Genomic DNA, 24,988 nt, shown 5'->3' on the forward strand with positions numbered 1-24,988 from the left:
GTTGTCTTCTTTATGGAAACCCGGGCCCAGAGTATCGCCGGCGTCTTCCTCGTGCGCGGCGATCAGGCTTCCCTGCCGGCCTGATCGTCGCGCCACCCCCGCAAGCAGAATCCTGATCCAACCAGCGCTTGTTGCTGCCTGATTCGGCGGCCTTCGCGCTTCACCAACCATTGCAGAAGCACCTTGTCTGCCAGCACTCGCGGCAGGCAGTCCAGGGTGATGGAGTATTTCGTGATGAACAGAACAGCGATCAATTCCCCAATAACGGTCCGCGAGAGCGACTACCGCCGCCTGCAGGCAGCTATCGAACACCACGAGGGCCCGCAGGCGGATGCCCTGGACGAAGAGTTGGCCCGCGCCGACACGGTGCCCGACGACGAGTTTCCGGGGGGGATCGTCAACATGCATTCCCGGGTGACTTTCGAGGACACCGACGCCGGGCAGGACACCACCGTGACGCTGGTCTATCCTCAGGAAGCCGACGTGGACAAGATGCGGGTTTCCGTATTGACCCCGGTGGGGAGTGCGCTGATCGGCCTGGCAGTGGGTGGCGAGATCGAATGGCCGTTGCCCTCGGGGCGCGTACGCCATCTGCGGGTCAAGTCTGTGGTGCAGGGGAACGGTTCCCTGGGCGACCAGTGAACAATTGCGCTAGAAACGCACCCCGTCCGGCACTGAGTAGCTATCCAGTACATCGATGTAGTTGGCGCGCGCGTAGTCCGCGGGATTCGGGGCGTGGCGGCAGCTCAGGCTGCCCCGCAGCTGGTCGACGGAGCTGTACTCCTTGACCTCCAGCCAGCGCTGCATGTCGGCCAACAGGGTTGCGATGAGCCCCGGCCCCTGTTGCAGCAGGGCGCTGCACAGGTGCACCACGTCGGCCCCGGCGAGCAGGGCCTTGAGCGCATCCGCAGCGGTATGGAAACCGCCGGTTACCGCGATATCGCAGGTCGTGTGACCGCAGAGCATGCCCGCCCAGCGCACCCGCAGCAGCGACTCGATGGAGCTGGACAGGTCCAGTTTGGGTAGCATTGTCAGAGTGTCCAGATCGATATCCGGCTGATAGAAACGGTTGAACAGGCACACCCCCTGGACCCCGGCTTGCTCCAGCTTGCGGACGAAATCCAGTGGCGCGCTGAATTGGGACGAGAGTTTCACCGTTACCGGAATGCTGACCTTTGGCCGCAGTGCCGCGGCGATGTCGAGGTAGCGCTGCTCGACTGCGAGAGCGGTTTCCCTGATGTCGCCCGGGACGTAGTAGACGTTCAGCTCCAGTGCATCGGCACCGGCATCCTGGATGGCTAAAGCACACTCCAGCCAGCCGCCGGCGGTGACGCCGTTGAGGCTGGCAAGCACCGGGATATCCAGCGCGGATTTGAGCTGCTGCAGGTTCTCCAGGTACTGGTCCTCGCTGGATTTGTACTCTGCGGGAATCGGCCGGAAACTGGTGGCTTCGCCGTGGCCCAGGGACTGCTCATCCAGGAAGCGGTCGAGCAGGGCGTGCTCCTGCTGGATCTTCTCCTCGAACAGGGACGGCATGACGATCGCTGCGGCGCCGGCGTCCTGCAGGCGCAGGGCGCTGTCGAGCCTGCCGGTCAGGGGTGAGGAGGAGGGCACGAACGGATTTTTCAGGGGCAGGCCCAGATAGCGGGTGGTCAGGTCAGCCATGGTCAGGTGTCTCCCCGTTCTGGTTCTGGTCGCTTTTCTTGCGCAGCTGGGCGCGGGGGGCCGACAGGGTGGCCTCCTCGCTCCAGTCCAGCTGTGACAGCTGCAGGTAGTGCTGGTAACGCAGCGCCACATCGTGCTGGGCCTGGGCGACAAAGCGTTCCGCCGCTTCGGGATGGGTGTGCCAGAGCATCTTGAATCGGGTCTCGGAGTCGGCGAACTCCCGGTAGGGAATACTCGGGGCCGGCGAGTCCAGCTGCAGGGGGCTCTGGTGCTGGGCAATGCGCGCCGGATTGAAGCGGAACAGGGGCCAGTGCCCGCTTTTAACCGCCATGTCCTGCTGCCGATGATTGTTGCTCAGATCCACCCCGTGGGCGATGCAGGGGCTGTAGGCGATGATTAGGGACGGGCCGTCGTGGGCCTCCGCTTCCAGAAAGGCCTTCAGGGTCTGGGTATCCTTGGCGCCGTAGGCGACATGGGCGACATAGACATTCGGGTATTCCATGGCCAGCAGGGGCAGGTCCTTCTTCGCCACCGCCTTGCCGCCGGCGGAGAACTTGGCGACGGCGCCGCGGGGAGTGGCCTTGGAGGTCTGGCCGCCGGTGTTGGAATACACCTCGGTGTCCAGTACCAGGATATTGATGTTCTCGCCCGAGGCCAGCACATGGTCCAGGCCGCCGTAGCCGATGTCGTAAGCCCAGCCGTCGCCGCCGATGCACCAGACAGACTTGCGGCACAGGTTCTCGCTCAACTGCAACAGGCGGCGGGCCTTGTCGCCGTCCAATTCCGCGAGTCCGTCACGCAGCTGTGCCACCCGCTGGCGCTGTTCGTGAATGGCGGCCTCATCGCTCTCGTCGGCACCCAGAATCGCGTCCACCAGCGCAGGCTCCACGTCGCCGCGCAGCTCCGCCAGCAGTTCCCGCGCCTGGCTCACCTGCTGGTCGATGGCAATGCGTATGCCGAGGCCGAATTCGGCGTTGTCCTCAAACAGGGAGTTGTTCCAGGCCGGGCCCCGGCCTTCAGCATTATGGGCCCAGGGCGTGGTCGGCAGGTTGCCGCCGTAGATGGACGAGCAGCCGGTGGCATTGGCGATGACCATACGGTCCCCGAACAGTTGGCTGACCAGCCGCAGGTAGGGGGTTTCGCCGCAGCCGACGCAGGCGCCGGAAAACTCAAACAGGGGTTGCATTACCATGGCGCCGGCTATGGTGTTGGTCTTGAGCTGCTCGCGGGGGAATTCGGGCAGCTGCAGGAAAAAGTCCCAGTTGGCCTTTTCCTGCTCCAGCAGGGGTTCCACCGGAGCCATGTTGACGGCCTTGTGGCTGGCGTTGCTCTTGTCGCGGATGGGGCAGATGTCCACGCACAGGGTGCAGCCGGTGCAGTCCTCGGGTGAGACCTGGTAACTCATCACCTGGCCGGCCGGGTAGTCCTTGTTGCGCACTGGCGCCGCCTTGAAAGTGGCGGGGGCCTGTGCCAGCAGCGCCTCGCTGAACACCTTGCTGCGGATCACGCTGTGGGGGCAGACAAATGCGCATTTGCCGCACTGGGTGCAGAGTTCCTCGTCCCAGACCGGAATTTCCAGAGCCAGGTTGCGCTTCTCCAGTGCCGCCGTGCCCAGCGGGAAGCTGCCGTCCGCGGGCAGGGCGCTGACCGGGATCAGGTCGCCCTGGCCCGCCATGATGCGAGCGGTCACCCGGTCGACGAAGCTGTCGCCGCTGCCGACGCCCGCGTGCAGGGGGGCAACCTTGCTGCGTACCGTGCCGGACTCGACCTGATGCAGTCCCGCCAGGGCCGCGTCGATCGCCTGGAAGTTGCGCTCGATGATGCGCTGCCCGCGACGACCGTAGGTCTTTTCCACGGCAGCCTTGATCGCGGCGATGGCCTGCTCCGCCGGCAGGATGCCGGAGATGGCGAAGAAGCAGACCTGCATGATGGTGTTGATGCGCTTGCCCATGCCGGTGTCGGCGGCCACCTGGTAGGCGTCGATGCAGTACAGCTTGAGCCCCTGGTCGACAATCTGCTGCTGACAGTGGGGCGGCAGGCTGTCCCAGAATTGGTCCGGGGGCAGCGGCGAGTTGACCAGGAAGGTGGCGCCGGGGGCGGCCTTGTGCAGCATCTCTACCTTGTGCAGGAAACCCGGCTGGTGGCAGGCGATGAAACCGGCGCTGTGGTCCTCGATCAGGTAGCTTGAGTGGATCGGTCGGGGTCCGAAACGCAGGTGGGACACGGTGGTGGCGCCGGACTTCTTGGAGTCGTAGACAAAGTAGCCCTGGGCGTGGAGGTCGGTGCTCTCGCCGATGATCTTGATGCTGTTCTTGTTGGCGCTGACCGTGCCGTCGCTGCCCAGGCCATAGAACAGGGCCTGCACGCTGTGGGCGTGGGCATCGGTGCGAAAGTCCGGGTCCCAGTCCAGGCTGCTGTGGCTGACGTCGTCGTGGATGCCAATGGTGAAGTGGTTCTTCGGCACCGCCTGGTTGAGCTCATCGAACACCGCCTTGGCCATGCCGGGGGTGAATTCCTTGGAGGAAAGCCCGAAGCGGCCGCCGATGACGCGCGGCAGGTTCGCCCGGTTGTCACCGGTCATCGCCTCCTGCGCCAGTGCCGTAAGAATGTCCTTGTACAGCGGCTCGCCGTCGGCACCGGGTTCCTTGGTGCGGTCGAGCACGGCGATGGCGCGGGTGCTGGCGGGAATGGCCGCCAGCAGGGCCGCGGCGTCAAAGGGGCGGAACAGGCGCACTTTCAGCAGCCCGATCTTCTCGCCCTGGGCGACCAGGTAGTCCACGGCTTCCTCGGCGGTCTCGGCGCCGGAGCCCATCAGCGCCAGCACCCGATCTGCTTCAGGATGGCCAACATAGTCAAACACGCGGTACTGGCGCCCGGTCAGGGCGGCGAATTCATCCATGACTGTCTGGACGATACCGGGAAAGGCGCTGTACCAGGGATTGACGGTTTCCCGGGCCTGAAAAAATACATCCGGGTTCTGGGAGCTGCCACGCAGTACCGGGTGTTCCGGTGACAGCGCCCGCTCGCGGTGGCCGCGGATTGCGTCTTCATCGATCAGAGCACGCACTACCTCATCCGGCACGGCTTCTATCTTGGCCACCTCGTGGGAGGTGCGGAAGCCGTCGAAGAAATGCAGCAGCGGCAAACGACCGCGCAGGCTCGCGGCGTGGGCGATCAGGGCGAAGTCCATGACTTCCTGCGGGCTGTTGGCGGCCAGCATGGCGAAGCCGGTCGCCCGGGCTGCCATGACATCGCTGTGGTCGCCAAAAATCGACAGGGCCTGGCTGGCCACCGAGCGTGCGGCGATATGAAACACGGTCGGGCTCAATTCCCCGGCGATCTTGTACATGTTGGGCAGCATCAGCAGCAGCCCCTGGGAGGCGGTGAAGGTGGTGGTCAGTGCCCCCGCCTGCAGGGCGCCGTGGATCGCCCCGGCGGCCCCGGCCTCGCTCTGCATCTCGATCACCCGGGGCACGCTGCCCCACAGGTTGCGGCGCCCGGCGGCGGACCACTCATCGGCCCATTCGCCCATGGTGGAGGCGGGGGTGATGGGGTAGATGGCAATGACTTCGCTGATCAGGTGGGCGATGCGGGCGGCCGCCTCATTGCCGTCGATGGTCAGGGTGGTCTTGCTGCCCATAAGTAACATCCCATACGCAATTGCTGCAGGCTTCAATATAGTTCACCCTGCAGATCGGGTACTTGATCGGCATCATGGCCTGGGTGGGATCAGGGGTTGGATGGGTTGCGGTGGCAGGGGCGTGATACGCGAACAGGCCCGCGGCTCCCGGGTCAGGGAACCAGTTTTGCCGGTGGTGCAATGCCCTCAACGCTGACTTCCGGGTCCAGGCCCCTGATCAGGGTTTCAAACACGTCAACTTCACTGGCCGGAACGTCCACCATGATAAGGATGTTGCCGTCCTCGATGGCCTGCTCGAACTCCTGCAGGCGTGAACTGGGAAAGGCGGCCCCGGCCATGCTGGTCAGCAGACCGCCGATCCCGGCACCGAACAGGCCGGTCAGCAGCACGAAGCCACCGCCGATCACGATGCCTGCCGGGGGAAAGGCGAGGGCGGTGAGGCCCGCGAGCGCGCCCGCGCTGCCGCCCAGTGCCAGCCCGCGTTCATAGCCGGCCAGGAAGTCGTCCGCCTCGGGGCCGGCATCGGGCAGGTCCTCCATGTCGACGCCGTGGCGGGCCAGGGCGTAGATATGCTCTTCTGCAATACCGTTGTTCCTGAGGTCCGCCACCACCTGGCGGGCGTGCTCCAGGTCCGGGGACAAAAAACACAGTCTCTTCATGCCGAATCCTTGCGTTTGCTAGCCGATGTATCTGGCGAACAGGATGATCACGACCGTGAGGCCGATAAGGGTGCCCACTATGATGAGTCCGTTCCTGAATGCCGCGCTGTCTTTACTCACGCTACCCACCTCGCTATTCATTACCTGTTACTAATGTAGCTGATGCGGGCAGAATTGACAGGCTGATTTGCCGGTGGGGTGATGGCCTTCTGGTCTCAGGAGAACGCGGGCATCCAGCCGCCGGAATCCTTCCAGCGGTTGACGATCTCGCAGAACAGTTCGGCGGTGCGCTCCGCGTCGTAGGCGGCGGAGTGTGCCTCGGCGTTGTCGAAGGCGACCCCGGCTTCCTTGCAGGCCTTGGCCAGGACAGTCTGGCCGTAGGCCAGGCCCGCGAGGGTGGCGGTGTCAAAGAACGAGAAGGGGTGGAAGGGATTGCGCTTGATAGCGCAGCGCTCCACGGCGGCGTTGACGAAGCCGGCGTCGAAATGGGCGTTGTGACCCACCAGGATGGCGCGGTTGCAGCTCTGGTCGCGCACCTCCTTGCGCACCACCTTGAACAGCTCGTCGAAGGCTTGCGCCTCGTCGACCGCTTCCCGGAAGGGGTGCCAGGGGTCGATGCCGGTGAAATCCAGCGCCGCCTGCTCGATGTTGGCGCCTTCGAATGGCTTGACATGAAAATTGAAGGTGCGGTGCACGCCCAGATTGCCGTCCTCGTCCATGCGCACAATGGTGGCTGCGATTTCCAGGATGGCGTCGGTGGCGGCGACGAAGCCGCCGGTCTCGACGTCGACCACCACCGGCAGGAAGCCGCGAAAGCGGTCGCAGATGCGCTGCCCGCTGGCTTCAGTCAAACCGCCGTGTCCCGGTACAGTACCCGCCAGTGCACGGCTTCCCCGGCTCGTAGCGGAGTGAGCGTGGTGTCGCCCAGGGGCTGGCTGGCCGGCACCTGCCAGCTGTCCTTGCGCAGGGTAATGCGGTCGCTGTTGCGCGGCAGGCGGTAGAAGTCCGGCCCGAAGTGGCTGGCGAAACCCTCCAGCAGCGCCAGGGCGCCCTCGTTCTCGAACACTTCCGCATATAGCTCGATGGCGGCATGGGCGGTGTAGCAGCCGGCACAGCCGCAGGCCGTCTCCTTGCTCGCGGTGCTGTGGGGCGCGGAGTCGGTACCGAGGAAGAACTTCGGGCTGCCGGAGCAGGCCGCGCGGATCAGCGCCTGCTGGTGGGTATTGCGCTTCAGCACCGGCAGGCAGTAAAGGTGCGGCCGGATGCCCCCCACCAGCAAGTCGTTGCGGTTCAGCAGCAGGTGGTGGGCGGTAATGGTGGCGGCCACGGTGGTCGGCGAGGTGCTGACAAAGTCCACCGCATCGGCGGTGGTGATGTGCTCCAATGCCACCCGCAAACCCGGGAAACGCTGCACGATCGGCGCCAGATGGCGGTCAATGAACACTTTTTCCCGATCAAAAATATCGATCCCGGTAGCGGTGACCTCGCCGTGCACCAGCAGCGGCAGGTCCACCGCCTGCATGGCTTCCAGGGTCGGATACAGGGCCTCCAGCTGGGCTACACCGGCATCCGAATTGGTGGTGGCGCCCGCGGGGTAGAGCTTGACCGCATGTACGAACTCGCAGTCCGCAGCGCGCTGGATTTCGGCGGGGTCGGTGCGGTCAGTCAGGTACAGGGTCATCAGCGGTTCGAACTGCCGTGGCAGGCCGGCCATGGCGGCCAGGATACGGTCCCGGTAGGCGCCGGCCGCCGCCACCGTGGTCACCGGCGGGGTCAGGTTCGGCATCACAATGGCGCGGCCGAAATACCGTGCCATGTCGGCGCAGGTATGGGGCAGGGCGGCATCGTCGCGCAGGTGTACGTGCCAGTCGTCGGGGCGGGTAATGGTGAGTTCAGTCACAGGGGGCCAGGGCAGGGAATGTCAGCCGGGATGGTAACGTAAACCCCACGTCACTGGAATACGGGCTGGGAATCACCCGGCGCCCCGGAGTAGAATACCGGCCCTTTAAAGCCCTGCAAACGGAGCAAATCATGTCTGACGTCAAGAAAGTGGTGCTGGCCTATTCCGGCGGCCTGGATACCTCGGTCATCGTGCGCTGGCTGCAGGACAATTACGGCTGCGAGGTGGTGACCTTTACCGCGGACATCGGCCAGGGTGAAGAAGTCGAGCCCGCCCGCGCCAAGGCCAAGGCCATGGGCGTGAAGGAGATCTATATCGATGATCTGCGCGAAGAATTCGTGCGCGACTTCGTCTATCCCATGTTCCGCGCCAACACCGTCTATGAGGGTGAGTACCTGCTGGGGACCTCCATCGCCCGCCCCCTGATCGCCAAGCGGCTGATTGAGATCGCCAACGAGACCGGCGCCGAGGCCATTTCCCACGGCGCTACCGGCAAGGGCAACGACCAGGTCCGCTTCGAGCTGGGCGCCTATGCGCTCAAGCCCGGGATCAAGGTGATCGCCCCCTGGCGCGAGTGGGACCTGACCTCGCGGGAAACGCTGATGGCCTACTGCAAGGAGCGGGATATCCCGGTCGACTTCAGCAGCGCCAAGAAGAAATCCCCCTATTCCATGGACGCCAACCTGCTGCACATTTCCTATGAGGGCGGCATCCTGGAAGATCCCTGGGCGGAAGCCGAGGAAGACATGTGGCGTTGGAGCGTGAGCCCGGAGGCGGCACCCGACACCCCCACCTACATTGAGCTGGAGTTCGAGCGCGGTGACATCATCGCTATCGACGGCGAGCGCCTGAGCCCGGCTACCGTGCTGGAGCGCCTGAACAAGATCGGCGGCGCCAACGGTATCGGCCGCCTCGACCTGGTGGAGAACCGCTACGTGGGCATGAAATCCCGTGGCTGCTACGAAACCCCCGGCGGTAGCATCATGCTCAAGGCCCACCGCGCGATCGAGTCCATCACCCTGGACCGGGAAGTTGCCCACCTGAAGGACGACCTGATGCCGCGCTATGCCGAGATGATCTACAACGGCTACTGGTGGTCACCGGAGCGGCAGATGCTGCAGACCGCGATCGACCAGAGCCAGCTGAATGTGAACGGCAAGGTGCGGCTGAAGCTGTACAAGGGCAATGTCATCCCCGCCGGGCGCCAGTCCGCCGACAGCCTGTTCGACGAAAGCATCGCTACCTTCGAAGACGATGCCGGCGCCTACAACCAGAAGGATGCCGAGGGCTTTATCAAGCTCAACGCCCTGCGCATGCGCATCGCCGCGAACAAGGGGCGCAAGCTGTTCTGAGCCCCGGTGCGCTGGGCCTGGAGTGATAGTGGGTCAGTTCAGCACCCGGTAGCCGCGCCCGCGCATGCAGTTCTTGGCCACCCGCTCGCGCTCCCGGTCATTCTTGATACCTGAGGTAGCACCGCCGCTGATGGCGCCGGTGGCCGCGCCCTCGGTACCGCTGCCCCGCACCGCGCCGATGGCACCCCCCACCGCCGCTCCAACCCCGGCGCCGCGCGCCACGCCGCCGGCGACGTTAACTTCTTCGGCGAAGCGCTGGCATTCAGCCATATCCTGATGGTACTGGTTCATGTCGACGCCCTTGGTATCGACGATGGGTCGGGGCGTGCCCGAGCACGCGACCAGGGCGAGGACTGCGACTGGCAACACCCTGTGTGGCAATTTCATAGTGACCTCGTCGGCTTCAGTGCTCTGATTTTGGCAGCGAATGTTGCCAAGGGTTCAGACCAGAGTGTAGCGCACCGGCAGCGATTTCAGGCCGCCGACAAAGATCGCCTTGACCCATTCCGGGTTGCCGGCGAGTTCCATGTCCTGCAGCCGCGGCAGCAGCTCGCGAAAGAAGCAGGATACTTCCAGCGCAGCCAGATGCTGGCCCAGGCACATGTGGGAACCGTAGCCAAAGGCGAGCTGGAGTTTCGGGTCCCGCTGCAGATCCAGGCGGTTGGGGTGGTCGAAGACCTCCGGGTCGCGGTTGGCGGCGGGATACCAGAGGGCGATATTGTCGCCAGCGCGGATCTGGCGCCCGTGCAGCTCCAGGTCCTCGGTGGCGGTGCGCACCATGTGCCGCACCGGTGACACCCAGCGGATGATTTCCTTGGCGGCGCCGCTGTCGAGGTCCGGACGGCCGCGCCACAGGGCGAGCTGATCCGGGTGCTCCAGCAGGGCCTTCATGCCGCCGCCGATGGTCGCGGAAGTGGTGTCGTGGCCGGCGGTGGCGGTGATGATGAAGTAGCTGGCCTGGTCGAGGACGTTCATCGGCTCGCCGTCCACCTCTGCATTGGCCAGCACCGTCGCCAGGTCGTCCTGCGGGTTTTTCTTGCGGTCCTCGATGACCTCGCTGAAGTAGGCGCCGAAGTCATTCAGCACTTCCAGGCCGGCGGTCTGGCTGTCGCCGCGCTGCAGGGTCGGGTCCTGGCCGCCAAACAGTTGCTGGGTCAGCTTGAGCATGGTCGACTCCGCTGCCCGCGGCAGACCCAGAATCGAGAGGATGATGCGCAGCGGGTAGAGCATGGCGATGTCACGGACAAAGTCGTTCTCGCTGCCGATGCGCTTGATGTCGTCGTAGCGGCTCAGGGACCAGAACGGGCGGTAGTCGGGGTGTTCCACCCAGGCCACCGGGTCGTTCGCCCTGAGGTGGTCGAACAGCGCGTACATGGTCCGTTCATCGCCCATGATGTGGGGGTCAAGCACGTCGGCGGGCTTGAAGCACGCTTGTTGCTTGTGGCTACTGGCAGCGGTCACGGTGGTCTCCTGGCTAGAGTTGCTGCTTGAAAACTTTGCCGCCCTTCATCACAAAGCCCACGTCCAGCAGGCTTTCGATATTTTCCAGCGGTGAGTTCTGCAGGGCGATAATGTCGGCCTGCTTGCCTGCCGCGAGGGTGCCGAGGCTGTCGGACATGTCGATCAGGTCCGCCGCGTTGACGGTGGCGCTGACCAGGACCTCCATCGGCGTCATGCCCGCTTCGTGCATCAACACCGCTTCCTGCGCGTTGTCGCCGTGAGCGGACACACCGGTGTCGGTGCCGAAGGCCACTTTAACCCCGGCCTTGTGGGCCTTGGCGAAGTTCGACTGCATGTCGTTGCCTACGCGGATGGCTTTTTCGCGGATCGCCGGGCTCATGAAGTCCGATTCCGTCGCCATGATTTTTACCGTGTGGCCCGCCAGCAAAGTGGGGACCAGGTAGGCGCCGGTGGATTTGAACAGCTTGATGGACTCGGGCCCGACGTAGGTGCCGTGCTCGATACTGTCGACGCCCGCTTCCAGGGCGGCGATGATGCCTTCCTCCTGGTGAGCGTGGCTGATGACCTTGCGGCCCATGCGCCGGGCAGCGCCGACCACTTCCTTCAGCTCATCCATCTCCATCTGCTGGCCGGTGCCAGTAGCACGGTCGGTCAGTACGCCGCCGGTCGAGGTGATCTTGATCAGGTCGGCGCCGTACTTCACGGCGTCCCGGGTGGCGCGGCGGCAGTCGTAGGGGCCGTCGCAAACGTTGCGGTCGGTGTACAATTCCATCAGTTCCGGCTTCATGCCGCTGACGTCATTGTGGCCCCCGGTCACTCCCACGCCGCCGGCGGCGATGATCCGCGGCCCGTCAATCCAGCCGCGGTTGATGGCGTCGCGCACGGCGTACATTTCCTGTTCCCGGGAGCCCGCATCGCGCAGGGTGGTAAAACCCGCATCCAGCGTGCGCAGCGCGTACATCAGCGACTGCATCTGCACCAGTTGGGAGGAATATTTCAGGTTTTCCCTGTCATTCTGCGGGCCCAGCTCTCCCTGCAGGTGAACGTGCATATCCATCAGGCCGGGCATTACGAAACCGTCTTTCAGATCGATGAGCTGCGCGTCTTCCGCGAAATCCGCCGGCTCACGGTAGCCGTCCAGAACCTGGCTGACCTTGTCGTCGACAACGACCAGGGTCTGCTCAGTCTGCGGTTGCTGGCCCGGTACCGCCAGCAGGGTGCCGGCGTGAATGACGGTGGTGGCAGCTTGCGCTCCCAGGCTGCCAAGCAGCGCGGTGGTCAGGGCCAGGGCGCGGCTGACAGGTGTGTGCAAAGAGGGCATGTTGAGCTCCTTGTAATTATTGCGGTAATGAAAGTAGACGCAGTATGCCAAAATCTGCAGGGCAGATGGGGGTCATTTGCGGCCAATTGCCCGGTTCTCTTCAGGCATTCTTCAGGCATTTACCCCGGGCTCAGCGGAAATCCCGCGACTGCAGTGGCAGCTCTGCCAGCGCCTCGCTGTAGTCGTGGAGGGCGCCGGCAATGATGTGGGTGACCCCGTCCTTGCGCTCCAGGGTGCCCTTTATCACCAGCAACCGGCCGTTCATCAGTTCCCGCCGGAAGTGCTCCTGGGTGCGGGTCCAGACCACGACATTGCTGCTGCCGGTTTCGTCCTCCAGGGTCAGGAACAGCACCCCGGAGGCGCTGCCGGGACGCTGGCGGCAGGTAACCAGGCCGGCGATACGGATAAAGCCCCTGTTTGCCACCGTATGCAGCTCCGCGTGGCGCTTGCAGCGGTTGAAGGGGTACTGCTCGCGCAGCAGGCTGAGCGGATGGGCGCGCAGGGTCAGGCCGGTGGCGCGGTAATCCGCCAGTACCTCTTCCGCCACTGCCGGCGCCGGCAGCTGGACGTCGTCATTGAAATAGCTGGCGGGCTGCTGCTGTTCCTCCCGCAGCAGGGGCCGGGGCTGTTCCAGGGCCATGACCTGCCACTGGGACTGGTGGCGGTTGCCGCTGAGGGAGGCCAGCGCATCCGCATCCGCCAGCGCTTCCAGGTCGCGCTTGTCCAGCTGCGCCCGCTGCCGCAGCTGGCTGATCTGGCGGAAGGGCTCCCGCGCCCGTGCCTCCACCAGGCGCCGGGCGCCATCGCGGCTCAGGCCCTTTACCAGCCGCAGGCCCAGGCGAACGGGCGCCTGCCCGGAATCGGTAGCGGCCAGCAACTGGTGGTCCCAGGCGCTCTGGTTCACATCCACCGGCAACACTGCCACCCCGTGGCGGCGGGCGTCCTGGAGCAGCTGGGAGGGGGAGTAAAAGCCCATCGGCTGGCTGTTCAGCAGGCCCACAAAGAAGGCCGCCGGGTGGTGGCACTTGAGCCAGGCGGAGACCCAGGCCAGCAGGGCAAAGCTGGCGGAGTGTGATTCCGGGAAGCCGTAGCCGCCAAAGCCCTTGATCTGGTCAAACAGGCGGTGGGCGAAATCCTCCTCGTAGCCGCGGTCGATCATGCCGCGGACCAGCTTCTGTTCGAAGCTGAGCAGCTTGCTGTTCTTGCCCCAGTTGCTGATGGCCCGGCGCAGCTGGTCCGCCTCGCCACCGGAAAAGCCCGCCGCCACCATCGCCAGCTTGATCACCTGCTCCTGGAATATGGGTACCCCCAGGGTGCGGTCGAGCACCGAGCGGATCTCCTCGCTGGGATAGGTGACGGCCTCCAGACCCTGCTTGCGGCGCAGGAACGGGTGCACCATGTCGCCCTGGATGGGGCCCGGGCGAACGATGGCGATCTGGATCACCAGGTCGTAGAAACAGGCCGGCCGCAGCCGCGGCAGCATCGACATCTGCGCCCGGGACTCAACCTGGAACACGCCTACCGAATCCGCCTGTTGCAGCATGCGCCAGGTGGCGGCATCGTCCCGGGGGATATCCGCCAGGCCGTGGATACGGGGGTGATCCCGGTGCACCAGCGCCAGGCTCTTGCGGATGGCCGAGAGCATCCCCAGGGCGAGGATGTCCACCTTGAGCAGGCCCAGGGCCTCGATATCCTCCTTGTCCCACTGGATCACGGTGCGGTCCACCATGCTGGCGTTCTCCACCGGCACCAGCTGGGAGATCGGCCCGCGGCTGATCACAAAGCCGCCCACGTGCTGTGACAGGTGGCGGGGGAAGCCGAGAATCTCCTGCACCAGCTGCTGGAACAGCGCCGCCAGCTGGCTGTGCCCGGCCACGCCCTGTTCCTCGAAGCGCTTGCCGAGGTCCGAGCTGCGGTCCCACCAGGCCATGGATTTCGCCAGGTCGTCCACGAACACCGCGTCCAGCCCCAGGGCCCTGCCCACATCCCGCACCGCGCTGCGCGCCCGATAGGTGATGACCGTGGCGGCCAGTGCTGCCCGTCGGCGGCTGTATTTGTCATAGATGTACTGGATGACTTCCTCGCGGCGCTCGTGCTCGAAGTCGACGTCGATATCCGGCGGCTCGTCCCGCTCCCGCGAGATAAAGCGCTCGAACAGCAGCGATACCTGCTCCGGCGACACCTCGGTGATGAACAGGCAATAGCACACCACCGAATTGGCCGCCGACCCGCGGCCCTGGCAGAGAATGTCGCGCTCCCGGGCAAAGCGCACCAGGTCGTACACCGTGAGGAAGTAGTACTCGTAGTGCAGTTCCGTGATCAGCTCCAGCTCGTACTCGATGCGCGCTCGCGTCTCCGCGGAGACGCCCCCGGGCCAGCGCACGGCGCAGCCCGTTTCCACCAGCTCGCGCAAGTAGCCGTTTGCGGTCTGCCCCGGCGGTACCACTTCTTCCGGGTATTCATAGCGCAGCTCCTCCAGGCTGAACTGGCAGCGGCGGGCGATATCCAGCGTCGCCGCCAGCAGGGGAGGGGGGTAGAGCTGCTCAAGCTTGTCCAGCCGCCGCAAGTGCTGCTGGCTGTTGCCCAGCCGCCGGCGCCCGAGCCGGGCCACACTGGTGTTGTAGCGCAGCGCGGTGAACACATCGTGCAGGGGCTTGCGGGCCGCCACGTGCATCTGCACAGCGCCACAGGCCACCATCGCCAGGTCCAGGGCCTGGGCCAGGGCATGCAACCGCAGGTGCCGGGCCACATCGTCGCCACCCAGCAGGTGAGTGACGCCCAGCCAGACCCGCCCTTTGCACAATCGCGCCAGCTGCTGGCCATAGCCGAGTGCCTCCTCGTCGGCCTGGTCCGGCCCTTCCGCCTGCGGCAGCCAGATCAGCAGGCAGCGCTTGAGATGGAAGATCACATCCCGCAGCGCCACCCGGTACTCCCCCTTGGGGCTGCGCCGCCGCGCCAGGCTGATCAGCCCGGAGAGCTCGCTATAGGCCGCCCGGCTCGGCACCAGCGCGACGAGGCGGATGCCCTCAACCAGGTTCAGCTCGCTGCCGATGATGAGTGGCAGCCCCACCTCCTTCGCCGCCACATGGGCCTTGACCACCCCCGCCAGCGAACACTCGTCGGTAATGGCCAGCGCCGCATAGCCCAGCTCCTGGGCGCGCTGCACCAGTTCCTGCGGATGCGAGGCACCGCGCAGGAAGCTGTAACAGGTGAGGCTGTGAAGTTCGGCGTAGGGCATGGGGGTGGGCAAACAGTACTGTGTTTATATACAGTATAATGCTTTGGGAGGATTGCAAGGGGATTTTTCAGCGGCAGCGTACACTTGAGCTTTAATATTCAGGGTAACCATCTAAACTTTAACCAGAAATCCAACGCTTGCAGCATGAGATGTCGAATCGCGGCCGGGAAGTCCACGGGCCACCAATCAAGTATCCAGGTGGACTGAAATCACCATTTTTTATCGGGTAAGGATCACGTGCGGCAGGGCAGCCACTATAGTGGTAGTCGCCACAGAACGGTTCGCCAAATAAAAGGTGAAAACCAGGAGGCCAGCGTAATGGCGCAGGAATACCTGATAGGCGTGATGATGACGCCTGTGGAAAATCCGGATGAGGCCTTCCAGGCGGCGATACACGAGGCGGTGACGCTGGTAGATCAGCGTTTGGCGCAGCGCGTGCCGAACCTGCGCCTGGAGGTGTTCGAGTTCGTGGGACCGCACCTGACACCAGCGCACGGGGGCTACTCGCCGCTGGAATTGCTGCAACTGGGCGTGATCGAGAAAGTGGAGCGCAAGCCGAACTTCCTGCTGGTGGTGACGGAAGTAGACATCTCATCGCAGTTGACGACCTATATCGTCGCGCTGCCCAGCCGCCTAACCAATGTGGGCCTGATCTCCACCAAGCGGTTCAGTCCGCGCTTTTGGGGAGAGCCAGATGACACGGCCGGTTTGACGGCGCAGCGGCTGGCGGCGAACCGCGGCAGCATCTGGCGAACGGTGCGCCGCTCCAATCCATTTCGGCATGAAAATCAGCACCTTTATCGCGGCAATGGGGGTGCTGGTTGGGTCTTTGGGCGGCCGGGTGGACAACCGCACGGTGATGCAGCGGATCCTGTTTGTGGAAGTAGATCTTTAGGGTGTTAGACCGAGCGCTTGCGACGATTCAAGGACTTTGTTTTGACAAGAATACCGAGGCGCTCGCCTATATGGCAGTTAGAAGCGTCGCCATTGCAGCGGTCACGGTTACACTGGAGGCCAAAAGGAGTTCGCATGAACTATCAGGCGGTAAACTTCAACGACAATCCTGGTCTCTTCAATGAGCAATGGTCTCCCAAAGTGATCGCCGAGATGAATGACTATCAGTTCAAGCTCGTTAAAATCCAGGGCGAGTTCGTGTGGCATGATCAGAAGCACCTCAGCCACCGAGGGTGCGGTCCTGCTGCCCGAACCATGCCAGCGCAGCATCGAGGTGCTGCGGCTGGAAGTCGGGCCACAGCGCGTCCAGCACGAAGATGTCGGCATAGACCGACTGCACGGGCAGGAAGCCGCTCAAGCGCCGCCCGCCGCCCCACCGGACAATCATGTCCAGACGCGAGATATCGGCGGACCGCAGTCCTCCATTCTTCAGGCCGGCCAAGTCCCACTCCCAGCCGTAGTTGACGAGGAAGTTGACTTTGATGCCGGTACCGTGACGAACCCGGAACGCCGCCAGATCGGCGGGAAACTGGTTGGATTGCTCGTTGCCGATGACCAGCAAGGCGGCGCCTCGGCGCGAGATCTCCAGCGCGAAATCGACGCAGGCAGCACGAAAGCTGTTGGCCTGCTCGGTTGGGCGGCGCGTATTGTCCTGGGTGAATCCGTAGACCGAAACCTCTTCGACGCCGAGCGTCTTGCATGCTTCGAAAAGCGTTAATCCAGGAGCTATGCCCCATGAATAGCCCTGCTCTTTGCGCAGACCTTGCTGTACCGCCCATCGCCGGTTGCCGTCCGGGATGAAACCTATGTGCCGGGGCATACGTCGCGCCCTACGCGGCGGGCTCACGGCGCTCGCAGAGGTCGAGTTCGCACTTACCGGGTGGTGCAGCAGATCGGAACCTTTCACTCTGAGGTTTTGCCGTCGAAGTGTTCTGTATCGGCCTCGGCGTCAGCACGAGTTCGGGTCGCCTGATTCTCGATATCTTGCACAAAACCCTTCATCGCAACTCCTCTGTTGGAACGACTTCCAGCGCAACCGGCTTGGTCGACAGCAGCCTCGGCTAATGTTCGGGTAGCAGTGAGATCGCTTGCGATCCTCGAGTCCTGCGATGTTAATTGAATTCCGGCGCGCGTTTCCTGTCAGTGCGCAGCCGCACATACTGCACCGCAGCTGATGCTGCGCGCTAGGGGTTTCAGAGGTGTCGATGCACAGCCATGCTGGTATTTCTAGTCACAGGGAGTTTCCTGATGCCTACTACACCGCAAATCCGGAACATGCCATTTATGGAGTCGTGTTCGAGATTGATCTGCAGCAGAAGTCGGCTTTGGACAAAGCCGAAGCTCTTGGGTATGGGTACGACGAGAAAAAAGTCGTAGTTGTAGCTGGCAAAGGCTCCTTTGCAAAGGCAATGACATACGTGGCTAGGGATATTGATGTAGATCTAAGTCCTTACTCCTGGTACGTAAACCACGTTATTGTCGGTGCATACGAGGCCTCTTTACCCGCTGATTATATTCACGAAAAGATATTCGCAGTTGCGGCAGTCGAAGATAGGGACAGGGAAAGGGATGCAAAGCAGCGTGCAATACACAGTTAACAAGCAACTACAGCAAATCAAGCTCTGCTGCATTCGTCGAGGCATCATGAAGTGAGGACGACCTCACCTCTCCAAAGCGAAAGGGGACGGCCCCTGTCACCGAGAGGTTTATGAACTGGATCATTTTATTCCTGGCTGGGCTGCTTGAGATAGGTTGGGCTATCGGGCTGAAATATACCGATGGCTTCACAAGGTTTTGGCCCACGGTGGGTACCGTCATTTCGATGGTTGCAAGTTTCCTGTTGCTGGGACTGGCACTTAAAACCTTGCCTGTCGGTACAGCCTACGCTGTGTGGGTTGGCATTGGTGCTGTCGGCACGGCCGTACTGGGAATTTTGCTATTTAACGAATCAACTGAAATGCTCAAGATGGTAAGTCTGGCTTTGATATGTGCCGGCATTGTCGGCCTTAAACTGGCCCATGTCTGACAGGTTAAAGCCGACCGCTGGGAGCGCGGCTTGACGCGGGGTTATTGAGCGCTTTTACTAAGGAGTCGGAAAGCGTCTCCGCGGAGACGTCCCTCAAACCTACGGAGACGCCTGAGTGAAAAGCGCACATAAGGTAGAGCTCATTCGAGAGCATTATCCAGACATGATTCGGAAGCGCTTGTCTCAGGGCGGGAAAAGCCAATATATTTCTGATGCTGTATTGGGGGGCATCGATGGATGCATAACAACATTTGCTGTTGTTTCCGGCTCGGTTGGCGCTGGTTTCCCATCTTCCGTAGCAGTGATACTAGGTTTTGCGAACCTTATTGCTGATGGTTTTAGCATGGCCATAAGTAACTATGAGTCCAGCAAGGCAGAACAAGACTTTATTGAAAGTATTAAAAAATCTGAAGAAAGACACATTGATGAAATTCCAGAGGGTGAGCGGGAAGAAGTCAGACAGATATATAGAGCCAAGGGTTTTAGCGGTGATCTACTTGAACAGGTGGTTGACACCATCACCGCGAACAAAAGAATCTGGCTTGACGTAATGCTTGCCGAAGAGCATGGCCTTGGCAAGACCGCACAGAGGCCTTTGATATCCGCTGGCGTCACATTTCTGGCATTTATCTCAGTGGGTTCGGTTCCGCTGATGCCGTATATCATGTCATCGCTTGAGAATAATCAACAGTTTGCGATAAGTGCATTTCTTGCTGGGGCCATGTTCTTTTCAATAGGGATGCTCAAGAGTTTTGCTCTGGCGAAGCCCATATTTCTGTCTGGAGTACGGACGCTCCTGACAGGGGGGGCAGCAGCAGCCCTGGCGTACTATGCAGCCTATATGTTACGAGAGATATTTAACATTGCCACTGGTTAACGTCACATGCAGCAGGCCAGCGTAACAAACCCATGCAGTTGGACACAGTGCCCGCTATCTGCACACCTGAGTTGATGCGAGGCGTTATATTTCAAAAACCAAGAGCGAGGTGACCCATGTACTACATAGTGGAAACTGATAAATCATTCGACCAAGCAGCTACAGACCTTGACGCAGCCGTTAAGCAGCATGGTTTCGGAGTTCTCCATGTCCACGACCTGGGGTCGACCCTGCGCAGCAAAGGAATTGAATTCGAGGAACAATGCAAGGTATTTGAAGTTTGCAACCCAGCGGAAGCTGCCAAGGTCCTGGCGACCGATATGCGTCTGAATATGGCGCTGCCATGTCGCATTTCCGTTTTTACGGACAAGGGCAAGACCATGATTGGGCTGATCAAGCCGGCGCAGATGCTTGCATCGCTTTCCCAGGATGCAGCGTTGGTCCAGGTGTCCGAGGACGTTGAGCGTAAGACGATTCAGATGGTCGACGATGCAAAGTAAACGCTCAGCGCGTAACAAGTAAACTGCGCCGCTGGTTGAGGCATTGGATGTAAGGGAATATGAGTCAGCTCACGATCATTGTTCTCGCCTCTTGGCTCGCGGGTCTCGCAGCCTTCGGTGGCGGCGCGCCGAATGTATTCGGCGCGGATAGCCTGCAGCTTTAGTCGGCAGGTCGAGGTCTCCGGGACTGTTAACCATGGTTGACGTATCGAAAGCTGTGAACTAGTGTGCAGACATATTTGCAGCCTGGCGTCTGACACGGGGTAATAACGGCCCCAGAGTAAAAACAGCGCGGCGGCTTGAAAGGCGGCCCTGCAACTGGAGATGTAAAAATGCCCGTGAAGCCAAGTCGCTGGGGTTCAGCTGAATATTTCCAAACTGAAGAGGATATTCAGGTATATCTGGAGGCTGTGCTGGAAGACGAAGGTGATGATCCCGCCGATATTATTCATGCTCTCGGAGTAGTTGCTCGCGCCAAGAACATGAGCAAGCTTGCCAGAGAAGCCGGCATTTCCAGGGAGGGGCTTTACAAGGCGCTTTCTGAGGAAGGCAACCCCACATTCGCTACAGTGGCGAAAATTGCCAGGGCGCTGGGACTACAAATCAGGTTTCAAACAGCCGCGTAATGCGCGCTAACCGTCACAAGCAGTCTGACGGCTCCTTCGCAACCGCTGATGCTGCGGGGCCATTCGGCAGGATCTGCCGGCGGCTACCAGCTGCAGGCTCACCAATCGATCACGGAGGAGTTCCTGGACATCGAGGACAGTACCTGATTGGAATCCGGAGCCTGGCCTGGTCTCAAACGGCCCGACTCATCTGCGCCACGTTCGTGTGCTGCGCCGTCTTTACGTTCAACACAGTCGCTGCCCAGCAGTCAGGCGATGGCGACGATAAGCCGACGCCGGCGAGAGTGTCGGAAGGCAAGCCCGAGTCTCCAGGTAAAGTGGAAATCCAGCCCGTCGCCAAGGACGACGACATCGAGCAGCGACTTACAGATATTCTGAATACGACAGGCTGGTTTGGTGAGCCCCAGGTGACGGTCGAGGACGGGATCGTTTACCTGAAAGGGACAACGGAAAGCGATGAATCCAGGCAATGGGCCAGAGATTTAGCGAAGAATACGGAGGGTGTGGTTGCAGTCGTCAATCAAATCACAGTTGCCCGCGGTACAGTTTGGAATTTCGATCCAACGCTTCAGGTACTCAATGAGCTGGCGCGCGGATCTATTCGATTGCTGCCCTTGATCGTGGTGGCGGTGGTCATTATCACTGTTTCATGGTTCTCCGCCAAATTTATGGTGCTCTTGCTGCGTCGCAGGCTTCTGACCCGATCCGGTAGTCAGCTTTTGCGCGAGGTAATGGCCCGGGCTGGCGGGATCCTAGTGATGCTGTTGGGCCTGTACCTGGTGCTGCGTATCGCCGGGCTCACGCAACTCGCGCTCACTCTGGTGGGCGGTACAGGCCTTATTGGTTTGGTGCTGGGCATCGCCTTCCGCGACATCACCGAGAATTTTCTCGCGAGTCTCTTTCTGAGTTTGCAGCAGCCGTTTCGCGAGGGCGATCTGGTAGAGGTGGCGAGCGTCACGGGCTACGTTCAGCGGCTGACGGCGCGGACGACTGTTCTAATGACACTCGACGGCAATCAGGTACAAGTCCCCAATTCGACTGTCTTCAAAAGCACGCTGCGCAACTTCACGAGCAATCCCAATCGCCGCGAGGATTTCATTGTGGGTATCGGCTATGACGATTCCATTTCCTTTGCCCAGGAAGTGGCCTTGAAGGTGCTCGCCGAGCACCCCGCCGTGTTGCAAGAGCCCGAGCCCTTGGTGCTCGTGGAGAACCTTGGGCCGTCAACGGTCAACCTGCGGATTTATTTCTGGCTCGATGGCGGCCAGCTCAGCTGGGCGAAAGTGAAGTCTTCAGTTATTCGATTCATCAAACGGGCCTTCCAGGACGCGGAGATCTCGCTGCCGGACGAGGCCCGGGAAGTCACCTTCCCTGCCGGGGTGCCTGTACGCATGATGGAAGATCAAAGTGCTTCGGAGCCAGCCGGGCCGGTGCAGGCCAAGTCGACCGCCGAGCCCGAAACAGTCGCGACCAAGGCGGAAGCCGGCCTGGAAAGCGAAGCCGAGGAAATAAAAAAACAGGCACTCAGTTCCTGGACGCCCGGAGAGAATCTTTTAACTACATCGTCGTCTGCGGATACCAATTGAAGCGCGGATTGGCGGGAGGATAGATGCAACAGATGATTGAGTGGGCAGACGCTGCCGGGATAGCACTTCTCGCCGTGCTTGCCGGTTTTAGACCTGGGTGGCCGTCGGGTTCACGTCTGCCATTGGCGACGTCATCGTCAAGCTGAATCCTGCTCTGGAAGATGAATGGAAGCGTGCTCGCAGGATTGAAACACAGACCCGTTTGAGAATTGGTCCAGAAATAGTGCGGAGCTGATGGGGAGTGCCATGATCTGGGTAGACTACGGCATTCCGGTGGAGCCGTTACGTGAAGAGTACGCGCGCCTGCTCGGGGCGTGCTCCGACTGGGATGGCGTTACTGCGACGGTTCAGGTCGTGGAAGCCGGTGAAAAGGCGATGCAGATTCGCTTCCTGATGAGTGCCAGGAATTCAACCAGGCTTTGGAACCTGAGGTGTTATGTGCGTGAGCGCATGATCTTTTTCATTCAGCAGTCGTTTCCGGAGTGCCTGCCCCGGTTTCGTGCTGAGCTGGTGGAAAATTCTGGCGAATAGGAGCACGACGAGGTAACTGGTGAAATGTATAATTTCCGGGCAAAGATCACCGAATCCGCGCAGGTTGACGAAGAGCGTATGAGTTCCTATCGACCGAGGTAGTTATGAATCAAATCAGAAATCAGATGCTCATTGTTATTGGAGCGTCAGCCGGTGGCATGGCAGCATTGACGGCACTGGCAGCGCAATTCCCGAAGGATTTCCCGGCGCCCGTTTTCGTAGTCAACCACATGAGCGCTGATAACAGCGGCGAAGCGCTTGTCAAAGTTTTGAACGATGCCGGCAGTCTTGCCTGCACACATGCGCATGATGAACAGGTATTCGAGAGCGGCCATATTTATCTGGCCCCTCCCGACCAACATATGCTCATTGTGAAAGGCAAGATCCTCGTCACCAAAGGCGCCCGGGAAAACCGTTCACGGCCAGCTATTGATCCCTTGTTTCGTTCCGCAGCCGTAGCCTATGGCAATCGGGTAATAGGCATCATCCTTACAGGGTACCTGGATGATGGCACCAGCGGCATGCTGGCCATAAAAAGGTGTGGAGGAGTCTGCATTGCCCAGGATCCCGAGGATGCTGCTTATCCCGACATGCCGCAATCGGTAATCGCGAATGTTGGAGCTGATTATTGTTTGCCGGTAGCCCAGATGGGTGCGCTGCTGTCAGACCTGGTAAGTCGAAAACTGCCGGCCAGGAAGCAGGCGCCGGACGACATAGTGATCGAGGCAAAAATTGCACAGAGAGTTTTGAGCGATTTGCCCGCAGTCGAGGCGCTTGGCGATCAGGTGCCTTATAATTGTCCGGATTGTGGAGGGGTGTTATGGCAGATAGCTGAGGGAAAAATGTTCAGGTACCGGTGTCATACCGGCCATGCATTTACGTCGTCGGTGTTGCTTGCTCAACAAACTGTAAAGATTGAAGAAACTCTCTGGGTTGCGCTGAGAATGTTCGAGGAGCGGCAAAATCTGCTCGTAACCATGAGTAAAAAGGAAAGCAAAGCCCATTTCTCATCAATCTCCCAGCGGGCCAAGGATTCTCAAGTACATATTGACCGTATTCGCTCCATGTTGAAGGCGACTGCCCGCGTTGGGGAGCGCACAGAGCCAACGGGTGATGAAGCTTTATCCTGAGCTGGCAAGCTACACTACACGCCCTGTCACGGAGTTAACCAGGAGACGATGGAGTCCCTAAAGGAACAGATTGTCGGTTGCCCATACTGCGGAGAGGCCATCGAGGTGCTCATAGACCATCAGGAGGCGGGGCACCAGTATATTGAGGATTGTCAGGTCTGCTGCAGGCCAATCATATTCGATGTGACTGTGGACGCATTGGGAAATCTGTCGGTAACGGTTCGCGACGAAAACGACGCCTATTAGCCAGGCACTCAAGATAGAGCAGTTGCTGAACGAGGGTCAGCGCGAGGTGCAGCTCGCAGTGGAATTCATGCGAGTTTTCATGAGCCAAAACAAGAAATCTGTGGTTAACTGTGGTGTTTCCGCGGGGGACAGAAAGTAAGCTCTGGCGGTTGCGGGCCAGCGATCTCCAGAAATCTGTTGCAATCCTCGATTTGGTACAGGCAAAGCTGCAAAGCTGGCCAGTGTTTCTGAATATACTTCTATGTATATCAATAGGTTATGCTTGGCGATGCTGCCTCTACCAGCTAGATGTTGCCGACATGGATCTACTGTCAACCTCAAGAGCGTCGCAATGTCTGCCATACCCCAGCCACAGCAGAATCACCTTCTGGCGGCCTTGTCGCCTGACGTTCAAATCCGTTTGTTTCCGCATCTGGAACTGGTGCCGCTGCCCTTGCGGGCGCTCCTCTACGAATCCGGACGCCGCATGGGTCACGTTTACTTTCCAACCGACTCAATAGTCTCGCTGCAATATTTAATGCAAAACGGAACATCGACCGCGCTCTCGGTTGTGGGCAACGAGGGGTTGCTGGGCATTACTTTGTTTATGGGCGGCGAGAGCACCCCTAGCCGATCGCTGGTACAGAGCGCCGGTTACGCATATCGACTCCCGAGGCGACGGGTGAAAGAGGAGTTCAACCGCCATGGCCAGCTGTTGATGCTTATGCTGCGCTACACGCAAGCTTTGATCACGCAGGTCTCGCAGACTGCAGTGTGCAATCGGCATCATTCGATCGTCCAGCAGCTCTGCCGCTGGCTCCTGCTTTCGATGGATCGCCTGACAGACAACCACTTGACGATGACACAGGAATTCATCGGCAATATGCTCGGCGTTCGCCGCGAAGGCGTGACCCGGGCCGCGTTGAAGTTGCAGCAGCAGGGCGTGATTTCCTATGCACGCGGATCAATCAAGGTCATTGACCGGCCGAAGCTTGAAAAGCTGAGTTGCGAGTGCTACAGCGTGGTCAGAAAGGAAACAGATCTACTCCTTGATTACCTGCCGCAACGGCAGGTGATTGCGAATACAGACTCCATCCCTACTGCGAAACTCGAAAAGCAGTAGGCGAAAATCGAGGGGCAGAACAAGAAGGGGTTGACGGCTTCATGGCGGATCCAGCTGACTGTCATGTGGCTCACTGGCATTTTTGGCGGCGATAATCTAGATTTCTCAATGTAGCTTTTTGCCTTCCAGACTTATGTAGCACACCGTACAAAAAGACTCTGGCCATACTATCTT

At 60.9% G+C, this 24,988-nt stretch carries 23 protein-coding genes; 13 read left to right on the plus strand and 10 right to left on the minus strand.

The features are described 5' to 3' along the window. Positions 1-234 precede the first annotated feature (234 nt). Positions 235-642: a nucleoside diphosphate kinase regulator gene (gene rnk, locus Q6D67_RS07830; RefSeq protein WP_304705036.1), complete on the plus strand. Its 408-nt coding sequence runs from the start codon at positions 235-237 to the stop codon at positions 640-642. Positions 643-651: 9 nt separating this feature from the next. On the opposite strand, the gene Q6D67_RS07835 is transcribed toward rnk, so the two are convergent. The 5 genes from Q6D67_RS07835 to pyrC all read right to left on the minus strand — a co-directional run bounded on the left by Q6D67_RS07835 (position 652) and on the right by pyrC (position 7,864). Beyond that, the gene (locus Q6D67_RS07835; protein ID WP_304705037.1) at positions 652-1,665 is read right to left on the minus strand and encodes a dihydroorotate dehydrogenase-like protein; all 1,014 of its coding nucleotides are present in this window, start codon (positions 1,663-1,665) and stop codon (positions 652-654) included. Continuing rightward, entirely contained in the window at positions 1,658-5,305 is a 3,648-nt protein-coding gene (gene nifJ / locus Q6D67_RS07840) for a pyruvate:ferredoxin (flavodoxin) oxidoreductase (protein ID WP_304705038.1), read from the minus strand. The genes Q6D67_RS07835 and nifJ overlap by 8 nt, the downstream gene beginning before the upstream one ends. A 152-nt stretch (positions 5,306-5,457) precedes the next feature. Further along, positions 5,458-5,964, minus strand: coding sequence for a DUF1269 domain-containing protein (locus Q6D67_RS07845; RefSeq protein ID WP_304705039.1), 507 nt, complete (start codon positions 5,962-5,964; stop codon positions 5,458-5,460). A gap of 215 nt (positions 5,965-6,179) precedes the next feature. Then, complete coding sequence (rnt, locus tag Q6D67_RS07850; RefSeq protein WP_304705040.1) at positions 6,180-6,815, minus strand: ribonuclease T; 636 nt, start codon at positions 6,813-6,815, stop codon at positions 6,180-6,182. Then, on the minus strand, positions 6,812-7,864 hold the full coding sequence (gene pyrC, locus Q6D67_RS07855) for a dihydroorotase (RefSeq protein ID WP_304705041.1): 1,053 nt from the start codon (positions 7,862-7,864) through the stop codon (positions 6,812-6,814). Before pyrC ends, rnt begins: the two co-directional genes overlap by 4 nt. 131 nt (positions 7,865-7,995) lie before the next feature. Here pyrC and Q6D67_RS07860 point away from each other — a divergent pair, with 131 nt between their 5' ends. Further along, positions 7,996-9,216, plus strand: a complete 1,221-nt coding sequence (locus Q6D67_RS07860) for an argininosuccinate synthase (protein ID WP_304705042.1) — start codon at positions 7,996-7,998, stop codon at positions 9,214-9,216. 33 nt (positions 9,217-9,249) lie between these two features. Here the strand turns inward: Q6D67_RS07860 and Q6D67_RS07865 are convergent, their stop codons facing one another. The 4 genes from Q6D67_RS07865 to Q6D67_RS07880 form a co-directional block, all read right to left on the minus strand. After that, positions 9,250-9,603 (minus strand): glycine zipper family protein, encoded by a 354-nt coding sequence (locus Q6D67_RS07865; protein ID WP_304705043.1) that lies wholly within the window; start codon positions 9,601-9,603, stop codon positions 9,250-9,252. A gap of 54 nt (positions 9,604-9,657) precedes the next feature. Continuing rightward, complete coding sequence (locus tag Q6D67_RS07870) at positions 9,658-10,677, minus strand: cytochrome P450 (RefSeq protein WP_304705044.1); 1,020 nt, start codon at positions 10,675-10,677, stop codon at positions 9,658-9,660. A gap of 13 nt (positions 10,678-10,690) precedes the next feature. Further along, a complete protein-coding gene (locus Q6D67_RS07875; protein ID WP_304705045.1) occupies positions 10,691-11,998 on the minus strand; it encodes an amidohydrolase family protein in 1,308 nt (435 codons plus the stop codon). 130 nt (positions 11,999-12,128) lie between these two features. Continuing rightward, entirely contained in the window at positions 12,129-15,236 is a 3,108-nt protein-coding gene (locus Q6D67_RS07880) for an error-prone DNA polymerase (RefSeq protein WP_304705046.1), read from the minus strand. 318 nt (positions 15,237-15,554) lie between these two features. Here Q6D67_RS07880 and Q6D67_RS07885 point away from each other — a divergent pair, with 318 nt between their 5' ends. Then, on the plus strand, positions 15,555-16,139 hold the full coding sequence (locus Q6D67_RS07885; protein WP_304705047.1) for a hypothetical protein: 585 nt from the start codon (positions 15,555-15,557) through the stop codon (positions 16,137-16,139). Between the two features lie 271 nt (positions 16,140-16,410). On the opposite strand, the gene Q6D67_RS07890 is transcribed toward Q6D67_RS07885, so the two are convergent. Continuing rightward, positions 16,411-17,010, minus strand: coding sequence for an undecaprenyl diphosphate synthase family protein (locus Q6D67_RS07890; protein WP_304705048.1), 600 nt, complete (start codon positions 17,008-17,010; stop codon positions 16,411-16,413). A gap of 385 nt (positions 17,011-17,395) precedes the next feature. Here Q6D67_RS07890 and Q6D67_RS07895 point away from each other — a divergent pair, with 385 nt between their 5' ends. The 10 genes from Q6D67_RS07895 to Q6D67_RS07940 all read left to right on the plus strand — a co-directional run bounded on the left by Q6D67_RS07895 (position 17,396) and on the right by Q6D67_RS07940 (position 24,814). Further along, positions 17,396-17,788, plus strand: coding sequence for a gamma-glutamylcyclotransferase (locus Q6D67_RS07895; RefSeq protein WP_304705101.1), 393 nt, complete (start codon positions 17,396-17,398; stop codon positions 17,786-17,788). 110 nt (positions 17,789-17,898) lie between these two features. After that, a complete protein-coding gene (sugE, locus tag Q6D67_RS07900; RefSeq protein WP_304705049.1) occupies positions 17,899-18,216 on the plus strand; it encodes a quaternary ammonium compound efflux SMR transporter SugE in 318 nt (105 codons plus the stop codon). 115 nt (positions 18,217-18,331) lie between these two features. Further along, positions 18,332-19,093, plus strand: a complete 762-nt coding sequence (locus Q6D67_RS07905; RefSeq protein ID WP_304705050.1) for a VIT1/CCC1 transporter family protein — start codon at positions 18,332-18,334, stop codon at positions 19,091-19,093. 116 nt (positions 19,094-19,209) lie between these two features. After that, positions 19,210-19,593, plus strand: a complete 384-nt coding sequence (locus tag Q6D67_RS07910) for a DUF302 domain-containing protein (RefSeq protein WP_304705051.1) — start codon at positions 19,210-19,212, stop codon at positions 19,591-19,593. A gap of 332 nt (positions 19,594-19,925) precedes the next feature. After that, positions 19,926-20,219 carry an addiction module antidote protein gene (locus Q6D67_RS07915; protein WP_304705052.1) on the plus strand — a complete coding sequence of 98 codons (294 nt, stop codon included), beginning with the start codon at positions 19,926-19,928 and terminating at the stop codon, positions 20,217-20,219. A gap of 284 nt (positions 20,220-20,503) precedes the next feature. Beyond that, positions 20,504-21,805, plus strand: coding sequence for a mechanosensitive ion channel family protein (locus Q6D67_RS07920; protein ID WP_304705053.1), 1,302 nt, complete (start codon positions 20,504-20,506; stop codon positions 21,803-21,805). A 246-nt stretch (positions 21,806-22,051) separates the two neighbouring features. Further along, positions 22,052-22,336 carry a hypothetical protein gene (locus Q6D67_RS07925; RefSeq protein WP_304705054.1) on the plus strand — a complete coding sequence of 95 codons (285 nt, stop codon included), beginning with the start codon at positions 22,052-22,054 and terminating at the stop codon, positions 22,334-22,336. A gap of 104 nt (positions 22,337-22,440) precedes the next feature. Next, entirely contained in the window at positions 22,441-23,466 is a 1,026-nt protein-coding gene (locus Q6D67_RS07930) for a chemotaxis protein CheB (protein ID WP_304705055.1), read from the plus strand. 48 nt (positions 23,467-23,514) lie between these two features. Then, positions 23,515-23,712, plus strand: coding sequence for a CPXCG motif-containing cysteine-rich protein (locus Q6D67_RS07935; RefSeq protein WP_304705056.1), 198 nt, complete (start codon positions 23,515-23,517; stop codon positions 23,710-23,712). A 331-nt stretch (positions 23,713-24,043) separates the two neighbouring features. Next, positions 24,044-24,814, plus strand: a complete 771-nt coding sequence (locus tag Q6D67_RS07940) for a Crp/Fnr family transcriptional regulator (RefSeq protein ID WP_304705057.1) — start codon at positions 24,044-24,046, stop codon at positions 24,812-24,814. Positions 24,815-24,988: the final 174 nt, after the last annotated feature.

Source organism: Haliea sp. E1-2-M8, from assembly GCF_030649675.1.
GTDB lineage: Bacteria > Pseudomonadota > Gammaproteobacteria > Pseudomonadales > Halieaceae > Haliea.